This window comes from Streptococcus thalassemiae, assembly GCF_903645285.1.
In the GTDB taxonomy this organism is placed as follows: domain Bacteria; phylum Bacillota; class Bacilli; order Lactobacillales; family Streptococcaceae; genus Streptococcus; species Streptococcus thalassemiae.
In genome coordinates, this window is sequence record NZ_CAHJXN010000003.1 from 423,453 (window position 1) to 447,568 (window position 24,116).

Sequence of the window (24,116 nt, forward strand, 5' to 3'; positions counted from 1 at the left end):
CTCCTATCTTGCTTTATAGCTGTTTTTCAATACAAAGAGGTTTGCTATTCCTAACACAAGTACCCATGCAAGTAACATGCCGATATTAGAAAAAGATATTTCCCCACCTTTTTTATTTAAAAGATTTACAATAGGACCGATGAACGAATAATCCAACACTTTTTGAGCCGTATCATTTTGAAGAGCAATTATAGGTAAAAAAGAGACAATTAACATAGGGAAGATACTATAAACTTGCGCTTTAGATTGAGTATCTGACACCACACCGATTAGAAGGTTGAGAAAAATAATACTAATAGTTGCTAGGAGCAAATAGATAACGTAGGCAAATAAGTAACCTGATAGATCTACTTTAAGATAGACTGGGAGTAAAATCATTCCAAGCAACATAATCAACATAGGGAGGACGAGCATACTAAGAGTATATTCTGTTGCTGTCACACCACTTAGGATGAGTGATTTAAGATTTCGTTTTTCCTTATCTTCTGCCATCATAATCGATACCATATAACCACTTCCCATACTCAAGACCATGGTCAAACTCGTAGAGAGGAGAAACATACTCAATTCTCCATTCTTATTCATGAATTCATTATATAGAACAGCAATACCAAAAGGCATCAATAAAGTCGCCAACAAAGTTGAATTACTAATAAGAACTTGTAATCTTAACCATAGTAGGGCATTTAATTTTCTAAACATCTAACTTTTCTCCTGTTAATCTGATAAAGATCTCTTCTAAAGTTGGCTCACAAGAGTGAACCACCATCAAATCTGTCGTGTCTAAATGTGGTAATTCTTCAAATGGAACTATCTGTTCTCGTCCATCATTATAAACCACACGTACTTTCTTATCCACATGGTACTTCTGGATAATATCTTGCGGACTTCCATACTCTATTAAATTTCCCTTATTCAAAAGAGATAAGCGATCACAAAGCAGAGTTGCTTCATTCATATCATGCGTGGTCAGAAAGATAGTTGTCCCCGCCTGCTTTAATTCTTGGAGTAGGGTATGAATCATCTTAGATGTTGTAGGGTCTAAGCCACTGGTTGGCTCATCTAGGAAGAGAATCTTAGGAGCATTCAGAAGGGCACGAGCCAAGAACATTCGTTGTTTCATTCCTGTAGATAACTTTTCTGCGATAATATCTTTAGCATCTGCCAATCCAACCTGTTGGAGCACCTGATTTACTCTATCTGACTTGAGACCATATAACTTAGCATAGATGAGAAGATTTTTGTAAAGACTCATCTTTTCATAAAAACCACTGCCATCACTAACAATACCAATTTGTTCCAAATCATTTGAGGTTAAATCTTGAGAATTCTTGCCTAACAAAACTGTTTTACCTTGATCTGCAGCCAACTGACCTGTCAAGACGTTGATCATGGTTGTTTTACCTGAGCCAGAAGGGCCAAGAAAACCAAAGATTTCGCCCTCCTTAATCTCAAAAGAAATCTGGTGAAGAGCTTTTTTGCTCCCAAAACTTTTGCTTACATTTTCAACACGAATCATAGAAACTCCTTTATTTGAAATAGCGTTTTACCATAGGTATATACATTATATTGATATAAATATGGACTACAGCTACAGTTAAAAGACCTAATAACTGAATTTCTCCCGTAAGTACAGAAACGATATCAATCAAAATATACAAACCTGGTAAAACATATTGGTTTAATTGAAATAAAATCCGAAAACTCTGTTCCAAATTAGCTTGTCGTTCTCCTTCATCGTAAGAATTGACATAATCTAACATATCCTTTGGAATAGAGAAAAATGCCAAATCAAACTGACGAACAATCGCAATGGTCTTAAAAAGATATTTTTGAACACTGAAAATCAGCACTAATGCCAAAAAAGAAAGAGATAAGGTTATATGGCTTCCATTTAGTACAACCGCTTCACTACCTGAGATGAAAAGAGCCAATAAAATCGCTACACTTGCAATATTAAAAGCAATGGTTCCAAACTCGAGATTCCGATACATTTGCACATAATAGGTTTCATTCAGATCATCATTCATTTCCTCTTGATACAAGGAATGAAATTTTCTGCTTTTCTTTAAGAAATTGAAAGTCAAAAGAATGCTAATGAAACCTAACAGTAAACAAATAGCTGATATCCAGGGTATCAAGATTTTTACATCTAACATAATTCCGTGGGATTCGGCAACAGCCTTAAACATCCCTACAAAAATGCCCAAGAAAAATCCCAAGACAACAACCATTAAAAACAACAATCCACGTTTCTTTTTCTTTTCCATATTCATTCTCCTTATTCACTTGCTAGATTTTTGGATTTCTTTTCAATCCAGTCAATTACTGGGATGAGGGCAAAGTAGGCCCAGATAAATTGGTCGCTATAATAGAGATCAAACCATCCTAGATTTGTTCCAATTAGTAGACACAGGCTGACTAATAGAGCTATGGCAACTACATAATAGATTACTTTATACTTGTTCATCATTTTTCTCCTTTTTCTTTAACCAATTGAAAATGGATAAGAGGACTAAGTTAACCCAAAACAAATACTTACTTTCAACAAAATAGAACCACCCCAGTAATGTTCCAACCATAGCGAAAGCATTCACAATAAGGATAAGAACACTTATATAATAAATCACTCTATACTTGTTCATCACTCGTCCTCCTCCAAGCGAAATACCGATTCGACTGTTTCGTTGAAAATTTGAGATATTTTCAGGGCAATGATAATGGACGGGGTGTATTCGTCCCGTTCTAGTAGGCTAATGGTCTGTCTGGAAACCCCTGCCAGTTTAGCTAGGTCGGTTTGATTGAGGCTATCGCGAGCCCGAAGCTCTTTTAGACGATTTTTTAGTTGCATGTTACACACCTACTCTCCGTCAAATTCAACGGTTTGAATATCCTCAATACGTTGCAACTTGATTTTTTCTTTTCCCGTATTGTCTACATATCGTAGCTTGACCCATTCCTCATCAACATCCACAACTTCCCAAAAATTTGTTCCAAATAGTTCTCCAATGATTGTTGGTTTCTTTCCAATCATTTCTTGCAATAATCTTGACATTTCTATATTTCCTTTCTCTTTTCTTTCGATTACCTTTAACCTCTTCTCTATCCGCTTGATTTTCTTAGATTGACTCATATAAATCAAGACGAGAAAAGGAAACAAAATCCATACCCACATGTGGCTCCCTCCTATTTCTTAACTTGCTTATATTGTAACACATCTTTTTCTTTTTGACAAGCATATTTGTCAAAAAGTTTATGATTTTTGTCATTTTGCAAAAGAAAAAGGTCAGGAATAAGATCCTGACCAGTTTATTTACTATTAAAAGCCTAATTTTTCAAAGATTTCTGAGAAGTTTTGGCTGATTGTCTCAAGAGACACTTGCACTTCTTCTCGGGTTTGGTTGTTCTTGACCGTTACTTGTCCGCTTTCGACTTCGCTCTCTCCTAGGGTGATGAGGGTCTTAGCCGCAAAGACATCGGCTGACTTGAACTGAGCTTTGAGCTTACGGTTGAGGTAATCACGCTCTGCTTTGAAACCTTGTTGGCGAAGGGCTTGCACCAACTCCAAGGCCTTGACATTTGCTCCTTGACCCAAGACTGCGATATAAACATCTAGGGCGTTTCCGATAGGGAGAGCCACACCTTGCTTTTCAAGAATGAGAAGCAGGCGCTCTACACCAAGTCCAAAACCAAAGCCAGCAGTTTCAGGGCCTCCAAAGTAAGAAACCAAACCATCGTAACGACCACCCGCACAGACTGTCAGATCATTGCCCTCAATCTCAGTGATAAACTCGAAAATGGTGTGGTTGTAGTAGTCCAGACCACGCACCATATTGGTATCGATGATGTAATCTACTCCAAGATTCTCCAACATCTGACGCACAGCATCAAAATGAGCTTGGCTTTCTTCATCAAGAAAGTCCAAGATAGACGGTGCATTCTCTACTGCCACCTTGTCTTCTTTCTCCTTAGAGTCCAAGACACGAAGAGGGTTTTCCTCCAAGCGACGTTGGCTATCCTTAGACAAGGTCTCCTTGAGCGGTATCAAATAGTCAATTAAGGCTTGACGGTAGGCCGCACGGCTCTCAGGATTTCCAAGAGTGTTAAGATGTAATTTGACACCTTGGATACCGATTTCTTTCAGGAAGTGAGCTGCCATCGCGATGGTTTCCACATCGGTAGCTGGATTGCTAGAGCCAAAACACTCAACACCAATCTGGTGGAACTGGCGCAAACGCCCTGCCTGTGGACGCTCATAGCGGAACATAGGGCCCATGTAGTAGAACTTGCTTGGCTTTTGCACTTCTGGGGCGAAGAGTTTATTTTCCACATAGGAACGGACAACGGGCGCAGTTCCTTCTGGACGGAGGGTGATATGACGGTCACCCTTGTCATAGAAATCGTACATTTCCTTGGTTACGATATCCGTTGTATCTCCGACAGAGCGACTGATAACCTCGTAATGCTCAAAAATAGGCGTGCGCACTTCTGCATAGTTATAGCGCTTGAAAATCTCACGGGCAAAGCCCTCAACGTACTGCCATTTGGCAGATTCAGCAGGTAAAATATCCTGCGTTCCTTTTGGTTTTTGTAATTTCATAGGGAACCCTCTTTAAACTTAATAGTCTTATTTTACCATAAATAGAGGGATTAAAACAGTGAGAAAAAATTTAGGATTTAGATATCATTTTTGAGATTAAGACCTGTCAAAAGAATAGCCAACAAGGAAAGACCAACAAATAGCATCCAAGTCAACTGTATATTCCATATGGCTACTAGTGAAAAACAAGCTGTTCCCACAGGTATGGACAAGGTAAACAATAAACCTAAAAAATTACTGGTACGAGCTAGAACCTCTGGAGCTAGATTTTTCAGGAGCATGGCACTAATCTTTGGTGAAACTTTACCAGACACATACAAAGTTAAAAAGAGAAATAGCAAACCAAGCACGACTTGATTGAATACGTTAGCCAGACCAATTAGAGTGAGCCCTACGGTAGCCCACATCATCAATCTAGGCAGGGACTGCTTCCCAAAATAATCATTGCCCGTAAGGCTACTGATGATGATTGCTAACAAAGCACAGAATTGACTGATAAATAATGCCTCTGTGTAAGAAAAGTCCAAAAGAGAATGGCTCAAAAAGAAGATGTTATAGATGCTTCCTAAAGCGCCACCCAAGGCATTGATAAGCAAGACAGCAAAGAGCATGAAGCCAAAGTTTTTCTGTCCACCTTTAAGAAAAACGAGACGTAAATTTCGGTAAATTGTTAGGAACTGATCTTTGATAGAAAGCTTCTCATTTTTTAGAATTTCACCATCAGCAGATGACATTGACAGGCTCAATTTGCTTTTTCCTAAAAAGAGGATGACGGCTGATACTAGGAAGAAACAGGCATTGATTCCCGCAACGAGGGAAAAATTGTTGACCGATAGACCTAAGAGCCAGACTCCAAAAGCTTGACCACCAATAGCTGAAATATAGGTGATGAACTGGGAAAAAGAATAAGCCTCCATCAAATCCTCTTCAGCTACTTTTTCCTTAATAAGAGGCATGCGCAAACCACCTGCAAAATCACTGATGACATCACTAATGACATTGATTAAACACAGGCTAGAAAAGGCAAATAGACTAGCTTGCTGGACAACTAGAGCTGCTAGAAAAAATAAAATCGCCTGAAACAAACCGCTATAGACCATCCATTTGACCTTGGCCCTCGTATAATCTGCCCGAATCCCTACAAAAACTGTAAAGAGAGTCGGAAGAAGCATGACAATATTCGCCATAGCAACCGCAAAAGATGCTTGTGATAAGGTCGATGCATAGACGATAAATACCAGGTTGAAAATCGAAGCACCAAAAGCATTGAAGAATCGTGACAAAGTCAAGAGACGATAAGCTTGATTTCTAAACAATAATTTCATAGATAATCTCCCTTCTTGTTCGAATACTCAATGAAAATCAAAGAGCAAACTAGGAAGCTAGCCGCAGGTTGCTCAAAACACTGTTTTGAGGTTGTGGATGAAGCTGACGTGGTTTGAAGAGATTTTCGAAGAGTATAAGTTTTATGTGAAGTATGACTATAGTATAGCACTTAGAAATTCTAGAGGAAAAACTTTTGAATATATGCAACAAATAAAATGAGCAAAAAGAAACGATAGAATTTATCCAGTGACATGAGAGAGGTCAATAGTTCTATCGCTTAAAATTTCAAATAATTTTCTTAGTTTGCAGATATTCAACAATCGGTCGTTTTTCTATAGTACTCGGCAGATTTGTCACAGCCTAACATCTCAAAAATATGGACAGCATCTTCCATCTTTTTCTGGCCTTCCTTGACTCTACCTTGCTTGCTATCAAGGAGACCTTCAGCCCACAAATAGACAATTCGGAAATAGGTTTCATTTTCATTGTAAAAATGCTCTTCGATAACACGTTTAAAATAAGAGGCATTGGTAAATTCTTCACACTCAATGCTGGCTAAAAAACCATTCAATAGTATAGTGTGAAAAAGGTTTCGATTACCAGACATTTCCATTAGAAAATCAGATTTTCGTACCATCTCTCTAACATACCTAGTAAAAAGAGAAACAGATAGAAATGGTGAACTGACTGAAAATAAATTGAGTTCATAGATTCCCCAAATCTCGGTAGAAAACAAATAATCATGAAGAACTTTCCCTTCCTCTGCTGTTAACTCCACCCTTTCATCTATGCTCTTCATATAAGACTTGATAATAATGGCATTTAGAATATGTTTCTGTTTGTTTTGAGAATGGGCATGCTTTTGATACTCCTTGCGATACAAGTCCTCAAGCGGAGCTATATTCTTTGGATCCAAGACATCTATGATTTCTTTTCTCAACTCAGAATCTGTATCATACTGAAAACCTCTCGCCAGAAAGAGGATTTCCTCCACACTGGCAGATATGTTTTCTAGGGCAAATAGAAACTTTTCCACCGAAAGCTCACTCTGACCTGTTTCAAAGCGAGATAACATAGACGGTGAAAATTGTCCCCCAGTTGCTTGTCTCAGCGAGATATTTCTTGACTCTCGTAATTGTCTAAAGACTTTTCCAATCTGCTCCATAGACTTCCCCTTGATTCAGTATTTTCTTCATTTTATCATATTTTTCAGAAAATTCATCAAAAACTTGCCAAATTGTCAGAATTATGAGAAAATAGAGGATATTTATTACGTGGAGGGACTGTAATGAGAGACGATATCAAAATCAATGACCGTGCTTTGGCCATACAAGACCAAATTATCGAAAAACTAGAGAAGGTTTTTGATACAGATGTGGAATTGGATGTTTACAATCTAGGGCTGATTTATGAAATCAATCTAGACGAAACAGGCCTCTGTAAGATTGTCATGACCTTCACCGATACTGCCTGCGATTGTGCCGAAAGCCTGCCTATCGAAATCGTGGCAGGTCTGAAACAAATCGAGGGTATCGAAGATGTCAAGGTTGAAGTTACCTGGTCGCCTGCTTGGAAAATCACACGAATCAGTCGCTATGGCCGTATTGCCCTTGGACTACCACCTCGTTAATACTCTTCAAAAATCTCTTCAAACCACGTCAGAGTCGGCTTGTCGTAGGTATATGTTACTGACTCCGTCAGTTCTATCTGCAACCTCAAAACGGTGTTTTGAGCTGACTTCGTCAGTTCTATCTGCAACCTCAAAACAGTGTTTTGAGCTGACTTCGTCAGTTCTATCTGCGACCTCAAAACAGTGTTTTGAGCTGACTTCGTCAGTTCTATCTGCAACCTCAAAACAGTGTTTTGAGCTGACTTCGTCAGTTCTATCTGCGACCTCAAAACAGTGTTTTGAGCTGACTTCGTCAGTTCTATCCACAACCTCAAAACAGTGTTTTGAGCAACCTGCGCCTAGCTTTCTAGTTTGCTCTTTGATTTTTATTGAGTATAAGCAGGCAAATCACTTTTGGAGATGAAAAGAAGCAAGCCGAGATTGGCTTGCTTTTTGAGTTTATTTTTTACCTGACTTGTCCATATTCCAGAAGTCTGTCACGGCTCCGCGTGAAGCAGATGATACGATATGGGCATATTTACCGAGGACACCACGACTGTAAAGCGGTGGCAAGGTTGTTTCTGCCTTGCGTTTTTCAAGTTCTTCTTCGGATACGGCCATGGAAATTTCTTTGGTATCTTGGTCAACCGTAACGATATCGCCTGTACGAAGGTAGGCAATTGGTCCACCATCCTGAGCTTCAGGAGCGATATGTCCAACAACTAGACCATAAGTACCACCAGAGAAACGTCCGTCTGTCAAGAGGGCAACCTTGTCTCCTTGACCTTTACCAACAATCATGGATGAAAGTGACAACATCTCAGGCATACCAGGACCACCCTTAGGCCCAACGAAACGAACAACAACTACATCGCCATCAACGATTTCATCTGTCAGAACAGCCTGAATCGCATCTTCCTCTGAGTCAAATACCTTAGCTGGACCAACGTGACGACGCACTTTAACACCTGATACCTTGGCAACCGCACCGTCTGGTGCAAGGTTCCCGTTCAAGATGATAAGCGGACCATCTGCACGTTTTGGATTTTCAAGTGGCATGATGACTTTTTGACCTGGTGTGAGGTCTGCAAAGTCAGCTAAGTTCTCAGCAACTGTCTTACCAGTACATGTGATGCGATCTCCATGAAGGAAACCATTTGCCAAGAGATATCTCATAACCGCAGGCACACCACCGACTTCGTAGAGGTCTTGGAAGACATACTGACCAGATGGTTTCAAGTCGGCCAAGTGTGGCACACGTTCTTGGATCGTATTGAAGTCCTCAAGTGACAAGTCAACATTGGCAGCATGGGCAATGGCAAGCAAGTGAAGAGTGGCGTTTGTAGAACCACCGAGAGCCATAGTTACAGTGATAGCATCTTCAAAGGCTTCACGAGTCAAGATATCTGATGGTTTAAGACCGAGCTCCAACATCTTAACAACCGCACGTCCTGCTGCTTCGATGTCTTCTTTCTTATCAGCTGATTCAGCTGGGTGAGATGAAGAGCCTGGCAAACTCATACCGAGAACTTCGATAGCAGTCGCCATGGTATTAGCTGTATACATACCACCACAGCCACCAGGGCCAGGGCAGGCATTACATTCAAGACGTTTCACGTCCTCAGCCGTCATATCACCGTGGTTCCATTTTCCGATCCCCTCAAAGACAGAAACCAAATCGATGTCTTTGCCATCAAGATTTCCGGGTGCAATAGTTCCACCATAAGCGAAAATAGCTGGAATATCCATATTAGCAATAGCAATCATAGAACCAGGCATGTTCTTGTCACAGCCACCGATAGCAACAAAGGCATCCACGTTGTGACCTCCCATAGCCGCCTCGATGGAATCCGCGATGATATCACGAGATGTCAAAGAGAAACGCATACCAGGCGTTCCCATGGCAATCCCATCCGCTACAGTGATAGTCCCAAACTGCACAGGCCAAGCACCTGCAGATTTGACACCTTCTTTAGCCAATTTCCCAAAATCATGCAAGTGAATGTTACATGGTGTATTTTCCGCCCAAGTCGAAATAACCCCAACAATCGGTGTTTCAAAGTCCTTATCTGTCATACCAGTCGCACGAAGCATGGCACGGTTTGGCGATTTTACCATGCTGTCATAAATGCTACTGCGGTGACGTTTATCTAATTCAGTCATTTGTTCCCTCCCATTTCAGTTTTTACTATTATAGCACATTTTAAAGGCAATGAACAGAAGAAAATTCTTGAATTTTCAGAAAATTTCGATCAATTTGGTTGATGACCTTTTAATTTTTTCATCTTTTTTTGTCAAGTAACTTTACTTTACACAAAAAATGTGTTATCCTAGTATGGTTGATGAAAATCAGTAGATTGAATCGAATATAAATACCTAAAGGAGAAATCAAAATGGCAGTACCTGCACGTCGCACTTCAAAAGCGAAGAAAAACAAACGTCGTACACACTACAAAGTAACAGCTCCATCTGTAAACTTTGACGAAACTACTGGAGATTACTCACGTTCTCACCGTGTATCACTTAAAGGATACTACAAAGGACGTAAAATCGCTAAAGCTGCATCAGCTGAATAATAGAAGGGAGATACCATGCGCGTAAATATTACACTTGAACACAAAGAATCTGGTGAACGCTTGTACCTTACTTCTAAAAACAAACGTAACACTCCAGACCGTCTTCAATTGAAGAAATACTCACCAAAACTTCGCAAACACGTTGTGTTTACCGAAGTTAAGTAAGCATTCAATACGAATCAATACAGAAGAAAAACGCTGATTCAAGCGTTTTTTCTTTTTGTTAATTTCAGTACATTGCAATGAGAATCATTCGAATGACTACATTATTGATAATATTTGTTAAGCCATCAAAAGTAATTAACATTTCATAACGAGTAATCCTATTTAAACTCGTCTCACTATCTATTTTTTCTTATCTCTGTGTTATAATAAAATAGATTTTAAATCCATCTATTTTATTATTGAAAATTCTACATTTTTCAATTGAATTTTGATTACAAATATTCGCGCGATTTTCGCGTGATTTTCGCGTGAATATTTTAAAATATATCTTAGAAATACGATGAAATCAAAGATTTTAATTATCTATCAAATTTACTTTTTCGCGTGACAATCATTTAAAAAAATAAATTTAAGCAACATTATATTTTAGGAAGGGAAAATATGGACTTAAAATTTGAAGGGGTTGATTTAGAATACAAAAAAGCTAAAAACGATCTTCCAGAATCTTTCTGGGAAACCTACTCAGCATTTGCAAATACAAATGGCGGGAAAATAATTCTCGGGATAGACGAAAAAAATATTGACCCCTACCAAGGAGTCAATAATCCTCAAAAAATACGAGACAATTTATTCGCTTTAGTCGCAAACAAACAAAAAGTTAGTTGTAACTTACTTACAGATAATGATATTGAATACATTGATATTCCAGGCAAAAATAAACAACTCATGGTAATCACTGTAAGAGAAGCGAATCCTCACCAAAAACCCGTCCATCTAAAAAATGATTATCGTGAGTCATATAAAAGATTAGGTGAAGGCGATGTTCGACTTGATAAAGAAGAACTTAAATATCTGATGACTAGTTCTCATGATGATATTGATAGTGAGTTACTTAATAATTTTGACGAAAATGATTTAAATTTAGATACAATAAAACATTACAAGCAATTATTAATTGAACTTACTGGTAATACAAAATATAATAGCATTTCGTTGAGAAATTTTCTAATCGAAATTGGTGTATTTAAAAAAGACAGGATTGATAATACATATAAATTAACCGCAGGAGGACTAATATTTTTTGGAAAGTACAATTCTATCATTTCTCGTTATCCCAAATTTCAATTAGACTATTTTGAAAAAGATACCTCCCTTTCAACTAGGTGGAACGATAGAATTTCAACAGGGGATATGATGTACCCTGATTTAAACATGTTTGATTTTTTCAATTTAGCATATAAGAAATTAACTACTACAACAAATGATAGATTTGAGTTTAATAACGAATCTGCCCACCGTTTACCATTCAAGAAAGACCTATCTGAATCTATACGTGAAGCTTTAGTAAACTGCTTAATGCATGCTTACTATGACTTTGATTCTCCTATAGTTATTACAGCTTATCAAGACTTCTATGAATTTAAAAATCCAGGTAAGATGAAAATTTCTATTCCCGAATTTATACATGGCGGAACTTCCAAAACGCGAAATAGTACAATCTCTTCATTATTCCGTAGAATTGGGATGTCCGAAAAAGCTGGATCAGGTGGACCAAAAATTTTTGATATTTCCGAAAAGTATAAACTAAAAATCCCTGAGGTAAGCACTACCTTTGATAGTACTGTTGTTACAATCTGGAAAGTAGACTTATTGTCTTCTTATGCGGATACATCAGATAATGAAAAGATAATACTTGAATATATCATTAAAAATGGTAGCATTACTAAAAATGATGTCCTCGAAAATTCTCTCATGACTGAGTATAAATTTAGAGAAAATTTGAAATCTCTACAAAATAAAAAGTATATTGAGATAGAAGGTAAGGGACGATCTACAAGATATGTTCTCCCTAAAAGCTCAACTGAACAATACCACATCATTAAACAACAAATCAAAAATCTTGGAGATTTCATGACTAAATATTAAATATTTTATTTTCATTCCTAAAAATTTTTGAAATAATATTGTCTTTTCCCAAATTTTCGGAAACCAAAACGCAGGCTCAAATCGGCCTGCGTCTTTTCATTCTTCCCCTACTCTCTAAATCTCATTCAATTTTTCGAGATAGGCGGTTAATTCTGCTTGGGCTTCTGGTGTTGTGCCTACTAGTTGGCTGCGCATGTGTGCGAGTCTGGCTTCTACTTGACCAATCTCTTTATCAATCTCTGCGAGTTGGTCTGCGATGTCGGCTAGGGGAACTACGGGTTCTTCCTCAAAGGTATCGACATAGCGTGGAATGTTGAGGTTATAGTCATTTTCAACAATCTCTTCAAAGCTGGCTAGATGGGCAAATTTCTCGACATTCTCGCGTTTTTGATAGGTCTCCAAAATCTTGGCAATATGGTCTTCGGTCATATTGTTTTGATTTTTCCCTTTTTCAAACTCTTTTGAGGCATCGATAAAGAAGACATCCTTATTGGTGCGATTCTTTTTAAGGATGATAATAGTTGTCGGAATAGAGGTATTGTAGAAGATATTTGCTGGCAAGCCGATAACTGTATCAATAGCGCCTTCTTCTAGCAGGTGTTGGCGAATCTTTTGCTCGGCTGCTCCTCGGAAGAGGACTCCGTGGGGAAGGACAATGGCCATGACCCCATTATGCTTGAGGTGGTAAAAACCGTGAAGAAGGAAGGCAAAATCTGCTTTAGACTTAGGTGCAAGAACTCCATAACTTGAAAAGCGAGGATCTTGCAGGAAGCCACTATCTGCTGACCACTTCAGTGAATAAGGTGGGTTCATCAAAACCCCATCAAAGTCTGTCGGCTCGGTAGTCGGCCAATCTTCGTCTAAAGTATCGTGGTTGCTGAGGTGATAATTCTCAATCGCGACCCCATGAAGCATCATATTCATGCGCGCAAGGTTAAAGGTCGAAGTAATCAACTCTTGACCGTAGTAAGAAATCGTCGAAGCTTCCTTACTATAGCGCTTGGCATTGAGCAAGAGAGAACCAGAACCCATAGTCGGGTCATAAACCGACATCCCCTTTTGATGCTCCCGCCCTGCAAAGACAATCTGAGTCATGAGGTGAGAGACTGCTTGAGGTGTATAGAACTCTCCAGCCTTTTTCCCAGAATCACTGGCAAACTGGCCAATCAGGTACTCATAAGCATCACCTAAGATATCACCAGCATGACCAGAGACATTGAGGTCGTTGAGCTGTTTCATAACCTCAGAGATGGTCTTGTTTTGCTTTTGTGGGGTGTTGCCTAGCTTTTTCGCATAGAGGTCAATATCTTCGAAAAGATTTTCAAATTTTTCATTGGCCTGCTCGATATCACGGAAACTTTGGGCTAGAGACTCTAGCTGGAAGGTTCCTTCATGGATAGACTGAACCAGCTTGGTGAAGGTCAGATAAGGCTCAATCACATAGCCCAACTCGTCATTTAAGACCTCGATGAGGTCTTCACGGACATCTGCATCCGCAAAGTTTTCCTCATAGAGAAGCTGCGCTTGCTGGAAGGACTCAAAGGTCTCGTCCAAGTTATCACAGACGGCTTGGAGGATGTTGTCGGATAGATACTTGTAGAAAATCAAGCCCAAGAGGTAGGACTTGTATTCATTGGCTTCCATCTGGCCACGCAGGATATCTGCCGCATTCCAGAGGGATTGGTAGAGTTCTCTTGATAAATCTGTTTGTGACATAGGGTCTCCTATCAATTTCTACTTTCATTCGTTTAGTGTAGCTTTCTGAGGTCTTTGTATCTTAGATAATCGAACACGACCTAAAAGCTGGGTAAAAAAGATAAACTGTCTGGTCTTCATCGAATACTGTCCCAGTTTCCTATTTTTACTGGGCTTTTGACGGTCTTTGTATCTTAGATAAACATTTTTCTGAGTAGGGTTTGTTTGCTTTCTTTGAGTTGGTTGACTTTTTCCTCTTGCTTGGCAATGACCTTGTCTAGTTCTTGGAAGAAAGAACCGATAGCAGTTTGTTCGGGGAGGGAGGGGAGATAGATATCGATTGTTCGAATATCTGTAAAACTAATGGCGGGCATCGTAGTTGAAGCACTAAATCCCTGTAATGTTTTCTTAAATTTTTCACGATTAAATTGCACATACATAAATTTATTGTCAACACTCATTTGCGGATTTAGTCTAAATAAATTATTTGCAATAATGCCATCATAACCAATTCCGACTACCCCTACAGCACCATATCTAACAAAAAAGATATCCTTCTCGTAAACTCTACCTGTACTTGATTTAAACTCAATATATCTCATCTCCTCACCTTTGTTTGTAAGATCAACAATACGGATAAATCGAATTCTATTCTCATTGATTTGTTCAAACTGTTCTTCAACTGGAACCTGTTGACCTTGTGAAAACGAATAAGCCTCCCCCAACTTCACTTCCTTCCACTCATCTTCAAATCCTGCGAAGCGAAGGGCTGGTTTGGTTTGTCCTTTGGCTGGGAAGAGAAGTTTGAGGTAGGTTTTCTTCTGCTCCTTGAGCACCTCTAACTTACGTTGTTGGAGGGTGATAAGGTGGTCGAGATTGCGAAAATATGCTCCAATTTTCTGTTGTTCGCTGTATTTTGGATAATATGCTTCAAATCCCATTACATCAGAAACTGATAAATTTGTTTGCTTTGCTCCATCATCAAATGCTAAGAAATATGGATGCCTATTCATTAAAATGTAAAGAAAATAAGGGAATGTTTCGCCTATTGGAGTTATCCCTGCGATTCGCTGATTTAGCGTGTATTTATCATTTTTTTCGACCCAAAATGTTCTCGCAATAGCACGACCATTTGGAACATCACTCAGCACAAAGGCAATCTCATTTTCAAACAATGCTTCATTTTTCTTATTAGAAAATTTCTTTACTTCACCATCTGTGGAAATGAATTTTGAATTTACTACAATATACTTTCCGTTCTCATCAATGCAGTTTTCGTGAGCCTTTCCGTTACGATATTGAGCTACTTCTCCCAACTTACGCTGTTCCCAAGCTTCAGTATATCTCACAAAGCGATAACTTGGTTGTTTTGTCATATTACTCCTCCAACTAATTCGTCTTTATCTATATCTATAAATTGCAATTGATAAGCTTTACGAGCTCCCCATGCCTTAAGTATTTTCTTAATAGTATATTCATTCTCCTTATCAAACTGGTCTATATAAATGCTCACATCCGGTGCCTGTTTAAAAATTTCTTTAAAGTAAGGAGCATCCACTCCATTCTCATCCCGAATACCAAAACCAATGAAGTAAATTTCTTTGATAGAGCTTAAACTTTTGAAAAAGGATTCGTGCTTTCTAAGTTGCTGATTGACTGGTTTTCTAGTCAAATAAACTAAATTATGAAGAAAGTCACGTACCTCAGTTGGATTGTTTTGTCTGGATTTATCATAAGAATCCATTTCACGATTATGTCCAAATATTAGCTTATTTTCAGAAATACTTCCATGTATATGACATATTTGTTCAGAATTTATACCGTAGAAATCCTCTAACAACATACTATAATTAAAAGTTAAAAAGTAGGCGTTTTTATTGTGTTCAATAGATTTCTTTCGTTTTAGTTTTTTCAGATTAGAAGGCATATTATCCCAGTCAAGAATAAAACATTGAACCCATTCCCTAAATAAGTTTTCAATGTCTGCTCTTAGAAATTTTTCAAGAATCGTTGCCAGCTCCTCAGCTTCTTCTAGACCACAAGACGACAGTATAATTTTCACCTCATTTATCCAACCTAAATCATGCTCAAACTGAGACCAAAAATTTTCTAATCCCATTAACTGCATCATATGTCGATAAATAAATTGATACCGTTCATGTTTATCTAACTGACCATTTCTAATTTTAGAAAGAGAATATCCATATATATCTCTCAACTCATCTTCCTTGGCACATAGATGTTGTTCTTGAATTTCAATATCCTTTTCCCTAAAAAAGTCACAAATTCCTTTTACTGTTTGCAACGACTCTAACAACTCATCCTTCCCATAAGCCTGCTGATAAACAAACTTCTTGAAATATAGATAATCTGTCTTTAAGTCATGTGCTATATCAAAACCATTTCCGATAATAAATAATTTCTCCACTATATCCCCCCTTTCTATTACTCCATTTTCTTATTTCTACACTTTAGGTTTTCTTTTTTGATGTCTATTATTCAATTTTGCCTATTTTTGCACTTTAGGATTGCCATCTGTCATTTCTATTGTTAAATTTTGGCCATTTTTGCACTTTAGAACGACAATTACGCTATCCTATTCTTCAATTTTACCTATTTTAAAATAATAGAAGAGCTGATTTTGTGATATAATGTTAAAAAACGTTGAAATGCGAGGATGACTACATATGAACTATAGAGAACTTAGAAAAATCTACTACAGTCATCGTGACCAATATGAGGAAGAGTATCAATTACGCTTACAGGGATACAGCTCTATTAGAACATCTCTTTATCCTCATTTAATGCAACGCGATACTGTCAAAACAAGCCAATACCCTCTATTTGTTACCCTGCATCTTGGGCTTTCCCAACTGATGGAAACTATCTCACAGCAGTCTCAACGAATTAGCGAAATGGTTGATACCCTCCCCAAGATTGCCCACGATCAGTTTTATAAAGAACAACTCTACCAATCGATTATTTCCACAAATGAAATCGAAGGTATCCATACAACTCGTAAAGAGTTAGTCGATGTGGAGAAACTCCTAGAGGAAGACCCCTATAAGACCGAACAAATCAAACATCTTTCCACCTTGCGAATGTACCAACAAATCCTTAAGGATGAATTTCTCCAAATCCAATCTCTTGAAGATATCAGAGGGATTTATGACCAATTAACACAAGGAGAAATCTCGCCAGAGGATGAACTAGATGGAGAGTTTTTTAGACAGAAATCGGTCTTTATCCAAGACGACAAGACTGGCAAAGTCCTCTATATCCCACCTCAAAAGGAGGAACAGATTCAGGTCATGCTGACAGAGTGGATTCGTTTTATAAACGACCATTCTATCCCAAACCTTATCAAGGCTTGTGCTGGACACTATTTTTTTGAAAATATTCATCCCTTCTATGACGGTAACGGTCGGACAGGACGCTATATCCTTGCCAAGTACTTGTCTAGAAAACTCGATAAATTTTCAGGGTTAGTTTTGTCCCAACAAATCAATCACCATAAGCAAGACTATTATAAGGCTTTTAGGAATACTGGCGATCATCTCAACCGTGCCGATGCTACCTTCTTCGTTGAAACCTTGTTGACTTTTATCAAGGAAGGACAGGAAAACATTATCCAAACCCTCCTTGAAAAACAAGAGCAACTGCATCGCTATAAAGTTAAGATAGAGCAAACAGAAGGTCTGGAGGAAGTCGAGAAATACATCTTGTTTCTCCTCGCTCAGTCCAAGCTCTTTGTCGATGATAAGAGAGATGGTATAGAAGATAGAAGCATCATCCAACTGGCCAATCAGTCCAACCATCATTACTCTAAGAAAAAGGTTAAGGATGCTTTCTTGCATCTTGAAGAGAGGGGAATTTTGACCCTAATTGGTAGAAAACCTTCCCAACATTATCTTTCTGACCATTTTTAATACTCAATGAAAATCAAAGAGCAAACTAGGAAACTAGCCGCAGGTTGCTCAAAACACTGTTTTGAGGTTGCAGATAAGACTGACGAAGTCAGTCACATATATACGGCAAGGCAACGTTGACGTGGTTTGAAGAGATTTTCGAAGAGTATAAACCTATCTCCCCCTTAGCGGTAAGATATCCTCTGAAATCATGCGCATATAGTCCTCTTTGAGGGCTTTTTTGTATTTGAGTTTTGGCAGTGCCTTGTCTCCGTGGGCTTCCTTATAGGCCAGATAGTCCTGAGACTCGGTGATGGCTTTTTCGCCATTTTGCTTGTCGCGTCCGATGCGGTAGTTGTCCACTACGAACTGGAGTTCATCCTCTCCTATCTGCCAATAATCTGCCGTTTCGCGAATCTTTTTCTGGGTTGTTAACTCAATCATCTCATCCAACTTATGGATGATAGACTGACCCTGATAGCTCTTGGCATCAGCTTGGACATCCTGCCAGAGTTTAGAAATGATGCTGGATAACTTAGGATTGGATTTGTTCAAATCTTCGATATAGTTATCTACCAGACTCTTTTCCTTTTTACCAATGAGGTTTTCCCGATTTTCGATCAAGGCTTGGATGAGAGAGAGGATATAGTGATAGTTTATCTCATCGGTTCGGATGGATTCGAGCTCATACTCGATATCCAGTAACACACCTTCATCTTCTTGGTCTTCTTTTCTGCGTCTGCGGAGCTCTTCGATGACATTTTGATATTGGCCGGCAAAGTTCTCGATGTCTTCTAGGCTGAGTCCAATCTCTCTGAGGATGACTTTCTCATCATAGTCAGAATAGACCTGTATAGAGGATAGGAGCTTGTCAAATTCTTGGAAGGCCTTGGCAAAGCGTTTTAATTCTGCATCTGTCGCTGTATCCAAATCTGGCACCTGCTCTGGACTTGGAGCGATGGCTAGTAGTTGATGAACCTTCTCAAGAAACTTGGCCTTCTCCTCCTGCCATTCTGGGGCTAAGACACTGGTTTCGCCACCATTTGAGTAGAGGCTCAGAGCTTCATCCACCTTTTCTTTAAAACGGTCAGGAGTTTGGAAGGTGACGATTTGACCGAATTTCTTGCCTTCATCAAAGAGGCGATTGGTTCGTGAAAAGGCCTGAATGATGTGCTGGGGTTTCATGGGCTGACGGTCCATGAATAGGGTCGATAGGCAAGGGGCATCAAAGCCTGTCAACAAGCGATCCACCACGATAACCAGGTCCAATTGCTCTTCACGGAAGGCAAAGCGTTCTTTCTTACGGGCCAGACGGTCGTTGAGGTCACTATTGTAGGATGCAATGGTTGCTAGGCTAAAATGAGTACCAAACATGGCATTGTAGTCTTCTAAACTCTCCTCCATATAGGCTTGGTTGACATAGGAGTCTGCTTCATTTTCTGTCACTGAGTAAGTAATAGCAACCTTAGGAAAGTCTGGTAAGACCTTTTTAACATTTTCCGAGATGCTTAGAGACTTTTCTCCATTTTTGACTTGCTTAATCAGGTTATAATAGGCCTGCGCACGGGCAATGCTTTTGACGGTCAAAATGGCTTCATAGGTTTTTCCTACTCCATTTTGGAAGCCGAGTTTGCGTCTTGAGCGATTGAGAATGGCATCTAAAACGGCAAGCATATGGCCTTCGTCATCATAACGCTCCTCGTCAATCTCATCTTCTGCCCAACCAGGCATGGTTGTCTGATACTCCACATTAAAGCCAAGAACCGCCTTGTCATGGATGGCTTCTTTGACGGTATATTGGTGGAGGCAGTCACCGTACTGCTCTTCGGTCGTCTGAGCAAGGTCTCCTTTTTGTTCACGTTTATTTTCTGTAAAGATAGGCGTTCCTGTAAAACCATACCAGAGAGAATTTGTAAAGAAGTGCTCTAGGTGGCGTTGGCGTTCAGGAGTCACTGCGCGATGGCATTCATCGACGACAAAGGCTAGTTTGAGTTGCTTGATACGATTGTAAACCTTTTGGTGACGCCCTTCATCAAACTGCCGAATCATAGCATTGATTTTCTGGATGGTCGTCACAACGACACGGCGGTCATCAGAAGCCAGATTTTTAACCAATTCCTGTGTATCATCGGTCTCGTCGATGTCAATCATATCGTTCTCTGCGTAAGACTGAAACGAACTGGTCGTCTGTTGGTCAAGGTCTGTCCTATCAATCACAAAGATTGTCTTTTCGATGGATGGTATCTGAAGCAGATTGCGCGAAACCTTATAAGAGGTCAGGGTTTTTCCTGAACCAGTCGTATGCCAGATATAGCCCGACTGGCGCTTGCGACTGGCTTCACGGATAGCCTCAATGGCATGTACCTGATAGGGACGCAATAAAATCAAGGCCTTCTTGTCATCATCGATGACAGAATACTGCATGACCATCTCGTGGGCTCTCGGTATGGACAAGACAGACTCTGCAAAGTCAAATAGTTGAGGTTGAGGTCTATTTTCACTATCCACCCACTTGGTCAAGAAGCGTTCATTTAGCTTGTTGGCTTTGGTAGCAGCGATGTAGCGAGTGTCTGTGACATTAGAGACGACAAACATCTGAAGACTTGAAAAAATGCCTCTGAACTGTCCTTCTTGGTCGTATTTCTTAATCTGACGGAAGGCATCCATATAAGGATGAGAACGGCTTTTCAGTTCAATCTGAATCATGGGCAGACCATTGATTAACAAAGTCACATCCCCACGGCGCTGGCGAATCCCTTCTCCGCCTGTGATGACTTGGTTGACAACCTCATAGCTGGATTTGCCACCAGCGACATTGTTTCTCCACAAGACTTCCAAGCGAATGGTGCCTAGACTGGCGTCTTCACGTTGAACCTGCACCTTGGCAATGCCATTTTCCCCTGCTATCCACTTGGCTGCTTCGTAGAAGTTGACAAAATTGAGCTGGTTTTTGATTTGATTTTTCTCTGAATTTGTAAGGGGATGGTCTTGCAAAATGCGGACATTATTGGCTTCCAGCTTGGCAAAAAAGTTTCCCCATAGGAGGTCTTCAGTATTTAACTCAGGTCGATACACCCATTGACTTTCTCCCTTTGTCAGCTGGTTAATCAAATCCCGCTCGATAGACAATTCCTGTTTGGTTTTGGCTTTTCCTGCTACAGGGATAGCAGTCTCGTCTTTAGGAGAGAGTCTCTGGCTGATATGGAAATCCTGCAAAGCTGCTTGATTGAGATGTTGCAATTTTTTGAGAAGATCTTGCTCCGTCCCTTTAATGGCTTGATAGGCTGCCGTCAAGTCTTTATCTGCATCTAGGTAGTGATGCGGTTTCTTCTTTATTTGGATATAGCCCTGCACCAAATCTTCTAAACGTCCCAGCTGAATAGTAAGCTGGTTCTGGAGTTCCTGAGAGTTACTTCCAGATGCTTCTTTCTGGTTGATAGCTTCTAGGTATTCTACGATGGCAGCATAACTAGCCTGCAACTCAGGTGCTAAAACGATGAGCTCTTGCTCTAATTCTTTTGATAAGGTGTAAGCCATGTTCATACCCCATTTCTACAACGCAAAAAGCCTACCAAAAAGATTGGCAGGTTTTGAAAATGGGTATGAAAACGCGAGTTTATATATATATATATATATATATATGTGTGTGTGTGTGTGTGTGCAAGCTAGTTATTTGCTTAAATCTGAAAACCATAGGGACTCTTCCTTTTCATTCATCCAAGGCGTTGCAGCATCGAAAAAACAGCGCCTTTATTTCCTTCTATTGTATCATAAAAGACTCCTTGGGAAAAGATTTCCTATAGTTTTATCTCTATTTCAGAGTAAACTTGCTTGCTGGCCACTGACGATGGTTGGTAAAAACTCCTAGACCAAGCAAAATCCCCTGCAAATCTACATTACAGGGGACTTGTGTATTATTCTTGTACTTCTTTCTGGGCGGCCTTTCCTTGGTCGAGAAGGGCTTGGACGATTTTCTCATCGCGTAGTTTGACAGAATCGTTGATCATTTCTGCGGACTTGACGATGGTTGTTTCTAGTTGGGCACGTTTCTGGCGTCCCAATTCAATTGCTGCAACGATACCTTGGTTTTGAGCGACCAGACTTTCAGCCAGTTTGGTAACCGATTCGACAGCGACTGTCGGGCTTTGGGCAATTCTCTCCATCTGCGGAATCACTTCCTTGCTGGTTTCAGCTAGCATCTGAAGGGCAGCATTATTGGCATTGACAATGGCATCTGCCACGACACCTGATTTCATGGATTGTTGCAAAATACCCAGTTGGGCAATCGAAAGCTTCATTGTTGGAATCGTATTGCGACGAAGCATGCCCAATTTTTGGCGCATATCAGATGACACCTTCACAAGATTGCGCATCTGAGGTGTTGTTGCCCAGGCAACATAGAGACGGCTGACATACTCAGTGTGCTGTTGTTCGAGTGTATTGACCACTTCTGCCATACGAGCCAATTCTTGTGATTTAGTTTGGTATTCTACCGTACTTGTATCGAGTTGGTCAGCTTGAGCTTTCAGTTCGGCAGCGCGTTTGCCAGCTTCTGTCTGGCTGGCTTCGATAAAGGAAATCACTCCCACTAGATTTTCAATGGATTTGGTATTGTCCTCAATCAACATCTCAGCTGAGACGATATTTCGAGCTAAGACATCTTCTTGTTTGACCACTGCGGCAGCCATGCCATCGAGCTTTTGCTCCACTGTTTTTGAATCAAAGTAAAATTCTTGTAGGGTATTCTTGCTCTTGTTAAACAATCGTTGCAAAAAGTTTGGCTTCTCTTCTAACTCAGCAATTTCAGCGTTCTTGTATTTGACTACAAAGCCTTGCAACTCACGGTTGGTATTTTTGAGCAATTCGTCAACTTGAGGTATCTCAAGTTTCTTTTGTTCTGACAAGATACGATTGACTGTATTGTTCACACCTTCTACAGCAGATTGTCCAAAATCTAAAAGAGCATTTTGATTTGTGACAAACTGGTCTACTAACTGGGGCACATGCGCCTTGATCCCTTCTTGTTGCTCAGGGCTCAGCTTCTCAAGGAAGGTCAAGGTCTTGTCTGAGCCAGTATTGGTCTCGATGATTTGGGTTGTCTTATCCACCTTAGCTACCGTATTATTGGCAATCTGGTCAATATCAAAATTAAATTCTGTCATGGTTACTCCTTTGTTTCTAACCTATTCTTTACGATCTTTTTCTAGGATACGCAGACTGATATCAAAATCACGCATATCTGTTTCATTGAGTTCTCTCAAAACTTGGTCCAGCTCAAGGTCAAATTGTTCGATGGCTGCTTTAGCTTGTTGCAAACGTTCTTCTGCTCGATTATAGTTCTTCGGATTGGCCTTAATCTTTAAATAGCCTTCCAGAATCGTTTTGAATTTCTCCATCTTCAAACTATGAATGGCAGTCAATTCTTCCTTATCTCCCTCAGCCGAGGTAGCAATCTTGTCTAAAATGGCCTGATGGTCAATGGCAATATTGGCCAAGGTCTGGGACAATTCTGGAGCTAATTCCTCTGGCTCCGTATTTTCAAGATCTACCTGACTTTTTCTATCCAAACGTTCTAGCTGAACATCGATATTTGCCCGCACTGTACGAACCTTTTTGTCAATACGGTTGTAGACATCAGCATCGATATAGGACTTGAGACGATCCGCCTCCTGATGGATTTCCCTCAGTTCGATCAATACTTGATTAGCCAGACTCTTATAGGACTCTGAGCCTTTTTCTACTAAAGTTCCCTCCAATTGCTGAATATCCTTGTCCGCCTGACGAATCCGAGCTTTTAAAAGCTCAATCCGATCGTCGAGAGAGCGATCCTGTACAAGAGGATAGCGCCAACGTTTATAGAGACGATAACCACCATAGCCTAGCAGGACACAAGCCGCAAGTGGGAGAGCATATTGAACCAAAAGGCCCAGTAAGAACAAGAAGCCCCAAAAATAGAGACAGCCTTTCCAAAAACCATTACCTGATTTCATAAACATTCCTTATTTTCAATTTATAAGTCTATTTTAGCACAAAAGAGCAAAATGAGGGCGGAAATCCCCTAGAAAAGAGTTGATTTCTTTGCTGTAGAATGGAGGCTAGTAGCGCGTGGGCTAATTTCAGTGGAGCGGACTCAAAACACAAATACACTCTAAGGAAATATCAAAACAAAAGCTTGAAATATCGGAGGGGTTGTGTTAGAATTGGATTATAGTGATGATAATTGTCTAACAAGGCAACAAAAAGCCCCAACGTTCCCGCGTTGAGGTTTTTTTGGCTTATTGCCCCTTAAAGGTTATTTCTTGCGTGAGTTA

At 39.8% G+C, this 24,116-nt stretch carries 23 protein-coding genes; 5 read left to right on the top strand and 18 right to left on the bottom strand.

What is annotated here, in order from left to right; translation table 11 throughout:
- Positions 1-3: 3 nt before the first annotated feature.
- The 10 genes from HWX15_RS07195 to rgg form a co-directional block, all read right to left on the bottom strand.
- A complete protein-coding gene (locus tag HWX15_RS07195) occupies positions 4-702 on the bottom strand; it encodes an ABC transporter permease (RefSeq protein WP_175880678.1) in 699 nt (232 codons plus the stop codon).
- Positions 695-1,519, bottom strand: a complete 825-nt coding sequence (locus HWX15_RS07200) for an ABC transporter ATP-binding protein (RefSeq protein WP_000621677.1) — start codon at positions 1,517-1,519, stop codon at positions 695-697. The genes HWX15_RS07195 and HWX15_RS07200 overlap by 8 nt, the downstream gene beginning before the upstream one ends.
- 10 nt (positions 1,520-1,529) lie before the next feature.
- Positions 1,530-2,270 carry a DUF3169 family protein gene (locus tag HWX15_RS07205; protein ID WP_175880679.1) on the bottom strand — a complete coding sequence of 247 codons (741 nt, stop codon included), beginning with the start codon at positions 2,268-2,270 and terminating at the stop codon, positions 1,530-1,532.
- Positions 2,271-2,281: 11 nt separating this feature from the next.
- On the bottom strand, positions 2,282-2,470 hold the full coding sequence (locus tag HWX15_RS07210; protein WP_175880680.1) for a hypothetical protein: 189 nt from the start codon (positions 2,468-2,470) through the stop codon (positions 2,282-2,284).
- Positions 2,457-2,645: a hypothetical protein gene (locus tag HWX15_RS09995; RefSeq protein ID WP_254867356.1), complete on the bottom strand. Its 189-nt coding sequence runs from the start codon at positions 2,643-2,645 to the stop codon at positions 2,457-2,459. Before HWX15_RS09995 ends, HWX15_RS07210 begins: the two co-directional genes overlap by 14 nt.
- Complete coding sequence (locus tag HWX15_RS07215) at positions 2,645-2,851, bottom strand: helix-turn-helix transcriptional regulator (RefSeq protein ID WP_033675762.1); 207 nt, start codon at positions 2,849-2,851, stop codon at positions 2,645-2,647. The genes HWX15_RS09995 and HWX15_RS07215 overlap by 1 nt, the downstream gene beginning before the upstream one ends.
- Positions 2,852-2,860: 9 nt before the next feature.
- Positions 2,861-3,175, bottom strand: a complete 315-nt coding sequence (locus tag HWX15_RS07220) for a hypothetical protein (protein WP_175880681.1) — start codon at positions 3,173-3,175, stop codon at positions 2,861-2,863.
- 144 nt (positions 3,176-3,319) lie between these two features.
- Positions 3,320-4,600: a histidine--tRNA ligase gene (gene hisS, locus HWX15_RS07225; protein ID WP_175880682.1), complete on the bottom strand. Its 1,281-nt coding sequence runs from the start codon at positions 4,598-4,600 to the stop codon at positions 3,320-3,322.
- 77 nt (positions 4,601-4,677) lie between these two features.
- Positions 4,678-5,925, bottom strand: a complete 1,248-nt coding sequence (locus tag HWX15_RS07230) for an MFS transporter (RefSeq protein ID WP_175880683.1) — start codon at positions 5,923-5,925, stop codon at positions 4,678-4,680.
- Between the two features lie 314 nt (positions 5,926-6,239).
- Positions 6,240-7,091: a quorum-sensing system transcriptional regulator Rgg gene (gene rgg / locus HWX15_RS07235; RefSeq protein WP_175880684.1), complete on the bottom strand. Its 852-nt coding sequence runs from the start codon at positions 7,089-7,091 to the stop codon at positions 6,240-6,242.
- Between the two features lie 123 nt (positions 7,092-7,214).
- Between rgg and HWX15_RS07240 the strand changes: the two genes are divergently transcribed.
- Complete coding sequence (locus tag HWX15_RS07240) at positions 7,215-7,556, top strand: metal-sulfur cluster assembly factor (protein WP_023944033.1); 342 nt, start codon at positions 7,215-7,217, stop codon at positions 7,554-7,556.
- An 18-nt stretch (positions 7,557-7,574) separates the two neighbouring features.
- Here the strand turns inward: HWX15_RS07240 and HWX15_RS07245 are convergent, their stop codons facing one another.
- Both HWX15_RS07245 and ilvD read right to left on the bottom strand, forming a co-directional pair.
- Positions 7,575-7,862 carry a hypothetical protein gene (locus tag HWX15_RS07245; RefSeq protein ID WP_175880685.1) on the bottom strand — a complete coding sequence of 96 codons (288 nt, stop codon included), beginning with the start codon at positions 7,860-7,862 and terminating at the stop codon, positions 7,575-7,577.
- Between the two features lie 132 nt (positions 7,863-7,994).
- Complete coding sequence (ilvD, locus tag HWX15_RS07255) at positions 7,995-9,698, bottom strand: dihydroxy-acid dehydratase (protein ID WP_000137346.1); 1,704 nt, start codon at positions 9,696-9,698, stop codon at positions 7,995-7,997.
- A 230-nt stretch (positions 9,699-9,928) separates the two neighbouring features.
- Between ilvD and rpmF the strand changes: the two genes are divergently transcribed.
- The 3 genes from rpmF (at position 9,929) to HWX15_RS07270 (ending at position 12,202) form a co-directional block, all read left to right on the top strand.
- Positions 9,929-10,111 carry a 50S ribosomal protein L32 gene (gene rpmF / locus HWX15_RS07260; RefSeq protein WP_000290417.1) on the top strand — a complete coding sequence of 61 codons (183 nt, stop codon included), beginning with the start codon at positions 9,929-9,931 and terminating at the stop codon, positions 10,109-10,111.
- A 15-nt stretch (positions 10,112-10,126) separates the two neighbouring features.
- Entirely contained in the window at positions 10,127-10,276 is a 150-nt protein-coding gene (gene rpmG / locus HWX15_RS07265) for a 50S ribosomal protein L33 (RefSeq protein ID WP_001265622.1), read from the top strand.
- 441 nt (positions 10,277-10,717) lie between these two features.
- Positions 10,718-12,202, top strand: a complete 1,485-nt coding sequence (locus HWX15_RS07270; protein WP_050243046.1) for an RNA-binding domain-containing protein — start codon at positions 10,718-10,720, stop codon at positions 12,200-12,202.
- 114 nt (positions 12,203-12,316) lie between these two features.
- Here the strand turns inward: HWX15_RS07270 and HWX15_RS07275 are convergent, their stop codons facing one another.
- The 3 genes from HWX15_RS07275 to HWX15_RS07285 all read right to left on the bottom strand — a co-directional run bounded on the left by HWX15_RS07275 (position 12,317) and on the right by HWX15_RS07285 (position 16,325).
- Positions 12,317-13,918: a type I restriction-modification system subunit M gene (locus HWX15_RS07275; protein ID WP_175880686.1), complete on the bottom strand. Its 1,602-nt coding sequence runs from the start codon at positions 13,916-13,918 to the stop codon at positions 12,317-12,319.
- A gap of 173 nt (positions 13,919-14,091) precedes the next feature.
- The gene (locus HWX15_RS07280; RefSeq protein ID WP_175880687.1) at positions 14,092-15,273 is read right to left on the bottom strand and encodes a restriction endonuclease subunit S; all 1,182 of its coding nucleotides are present in this window, start codon (positions 15,271-15,273) and stop codon (positions 14,092-14,094) included.
- On the bottom strand, positions 15,270-16,325 hold the full coding sequence (locus tag HWX15_RS07285) for an AbiH family protein (RefSeq protein ID WP_175880688.1): 1,056 nt from the start codon (positions 16,323-16,325) through the stop codon (positions 15,270-15,272). Before HWX15_RS07285 ends, HWX15_RS07280 begins: the two co-directional genes overlap by 4 nt.
- A 259-nt stretch (positions 16,326-16,584) precedes the next feature.
- Between HWX15_RS07285 and HWX15_RS07290 the strand changes: the two genes are divergently transcribed.
- Entirely contained in the window at positions 16,585-17,826 is a 1,242-nt protein-coding gene (locus tag HWX15_RS07290; protein ID WP_175880689.1) for a Fic family protein, read from the top strand.
- 153 nt (positions 17,827-17,979) lie between these two features.
- Here HWX15_RS07290 and HWX15_RS07295 read toward each other — a convergent pair whose 3' ends face one another.
- The 3 genes from HWX15_RS07295 to HWX15_RS07305 form a co-directional block, all read right to left on the bottom strand.
- Entirely contained in the window at positions 17,980-21,348 is a 3,369-nt protein-coding gene (locus HWX15_RS07295) for a type I restriction endonuclease subunit R (RefSeq protein ID WP_254867357.1), read from the bottom strand.
- Between the two features lie 371 nt (positions 21,349-21,719).
- Positions 21,720-22,967, bottom strand: a complete 1,248-nt coding sequence (locus tag HWX15_RS07300) for a toxic anion resistance protein (RefSeq protein WP_175880690.1) — start codon at positions 22,965-22,967, stop codon at positions 21,720-21,722.
- Between the two features lie 21 nt (positions 22,968-22,988).
- A complete protein-coding gene (locus tag HWX15_RS07305; RefSeq protein ID WP_175880691.1) occupies positions 22,989-23,795 on the bottom strand; it encodes a coiled-coil domain-containing protein in 807 nt (268 codons plus the stop codon).
- Positions 23,796-24,116: the final 321 nt, after the last annotated feature.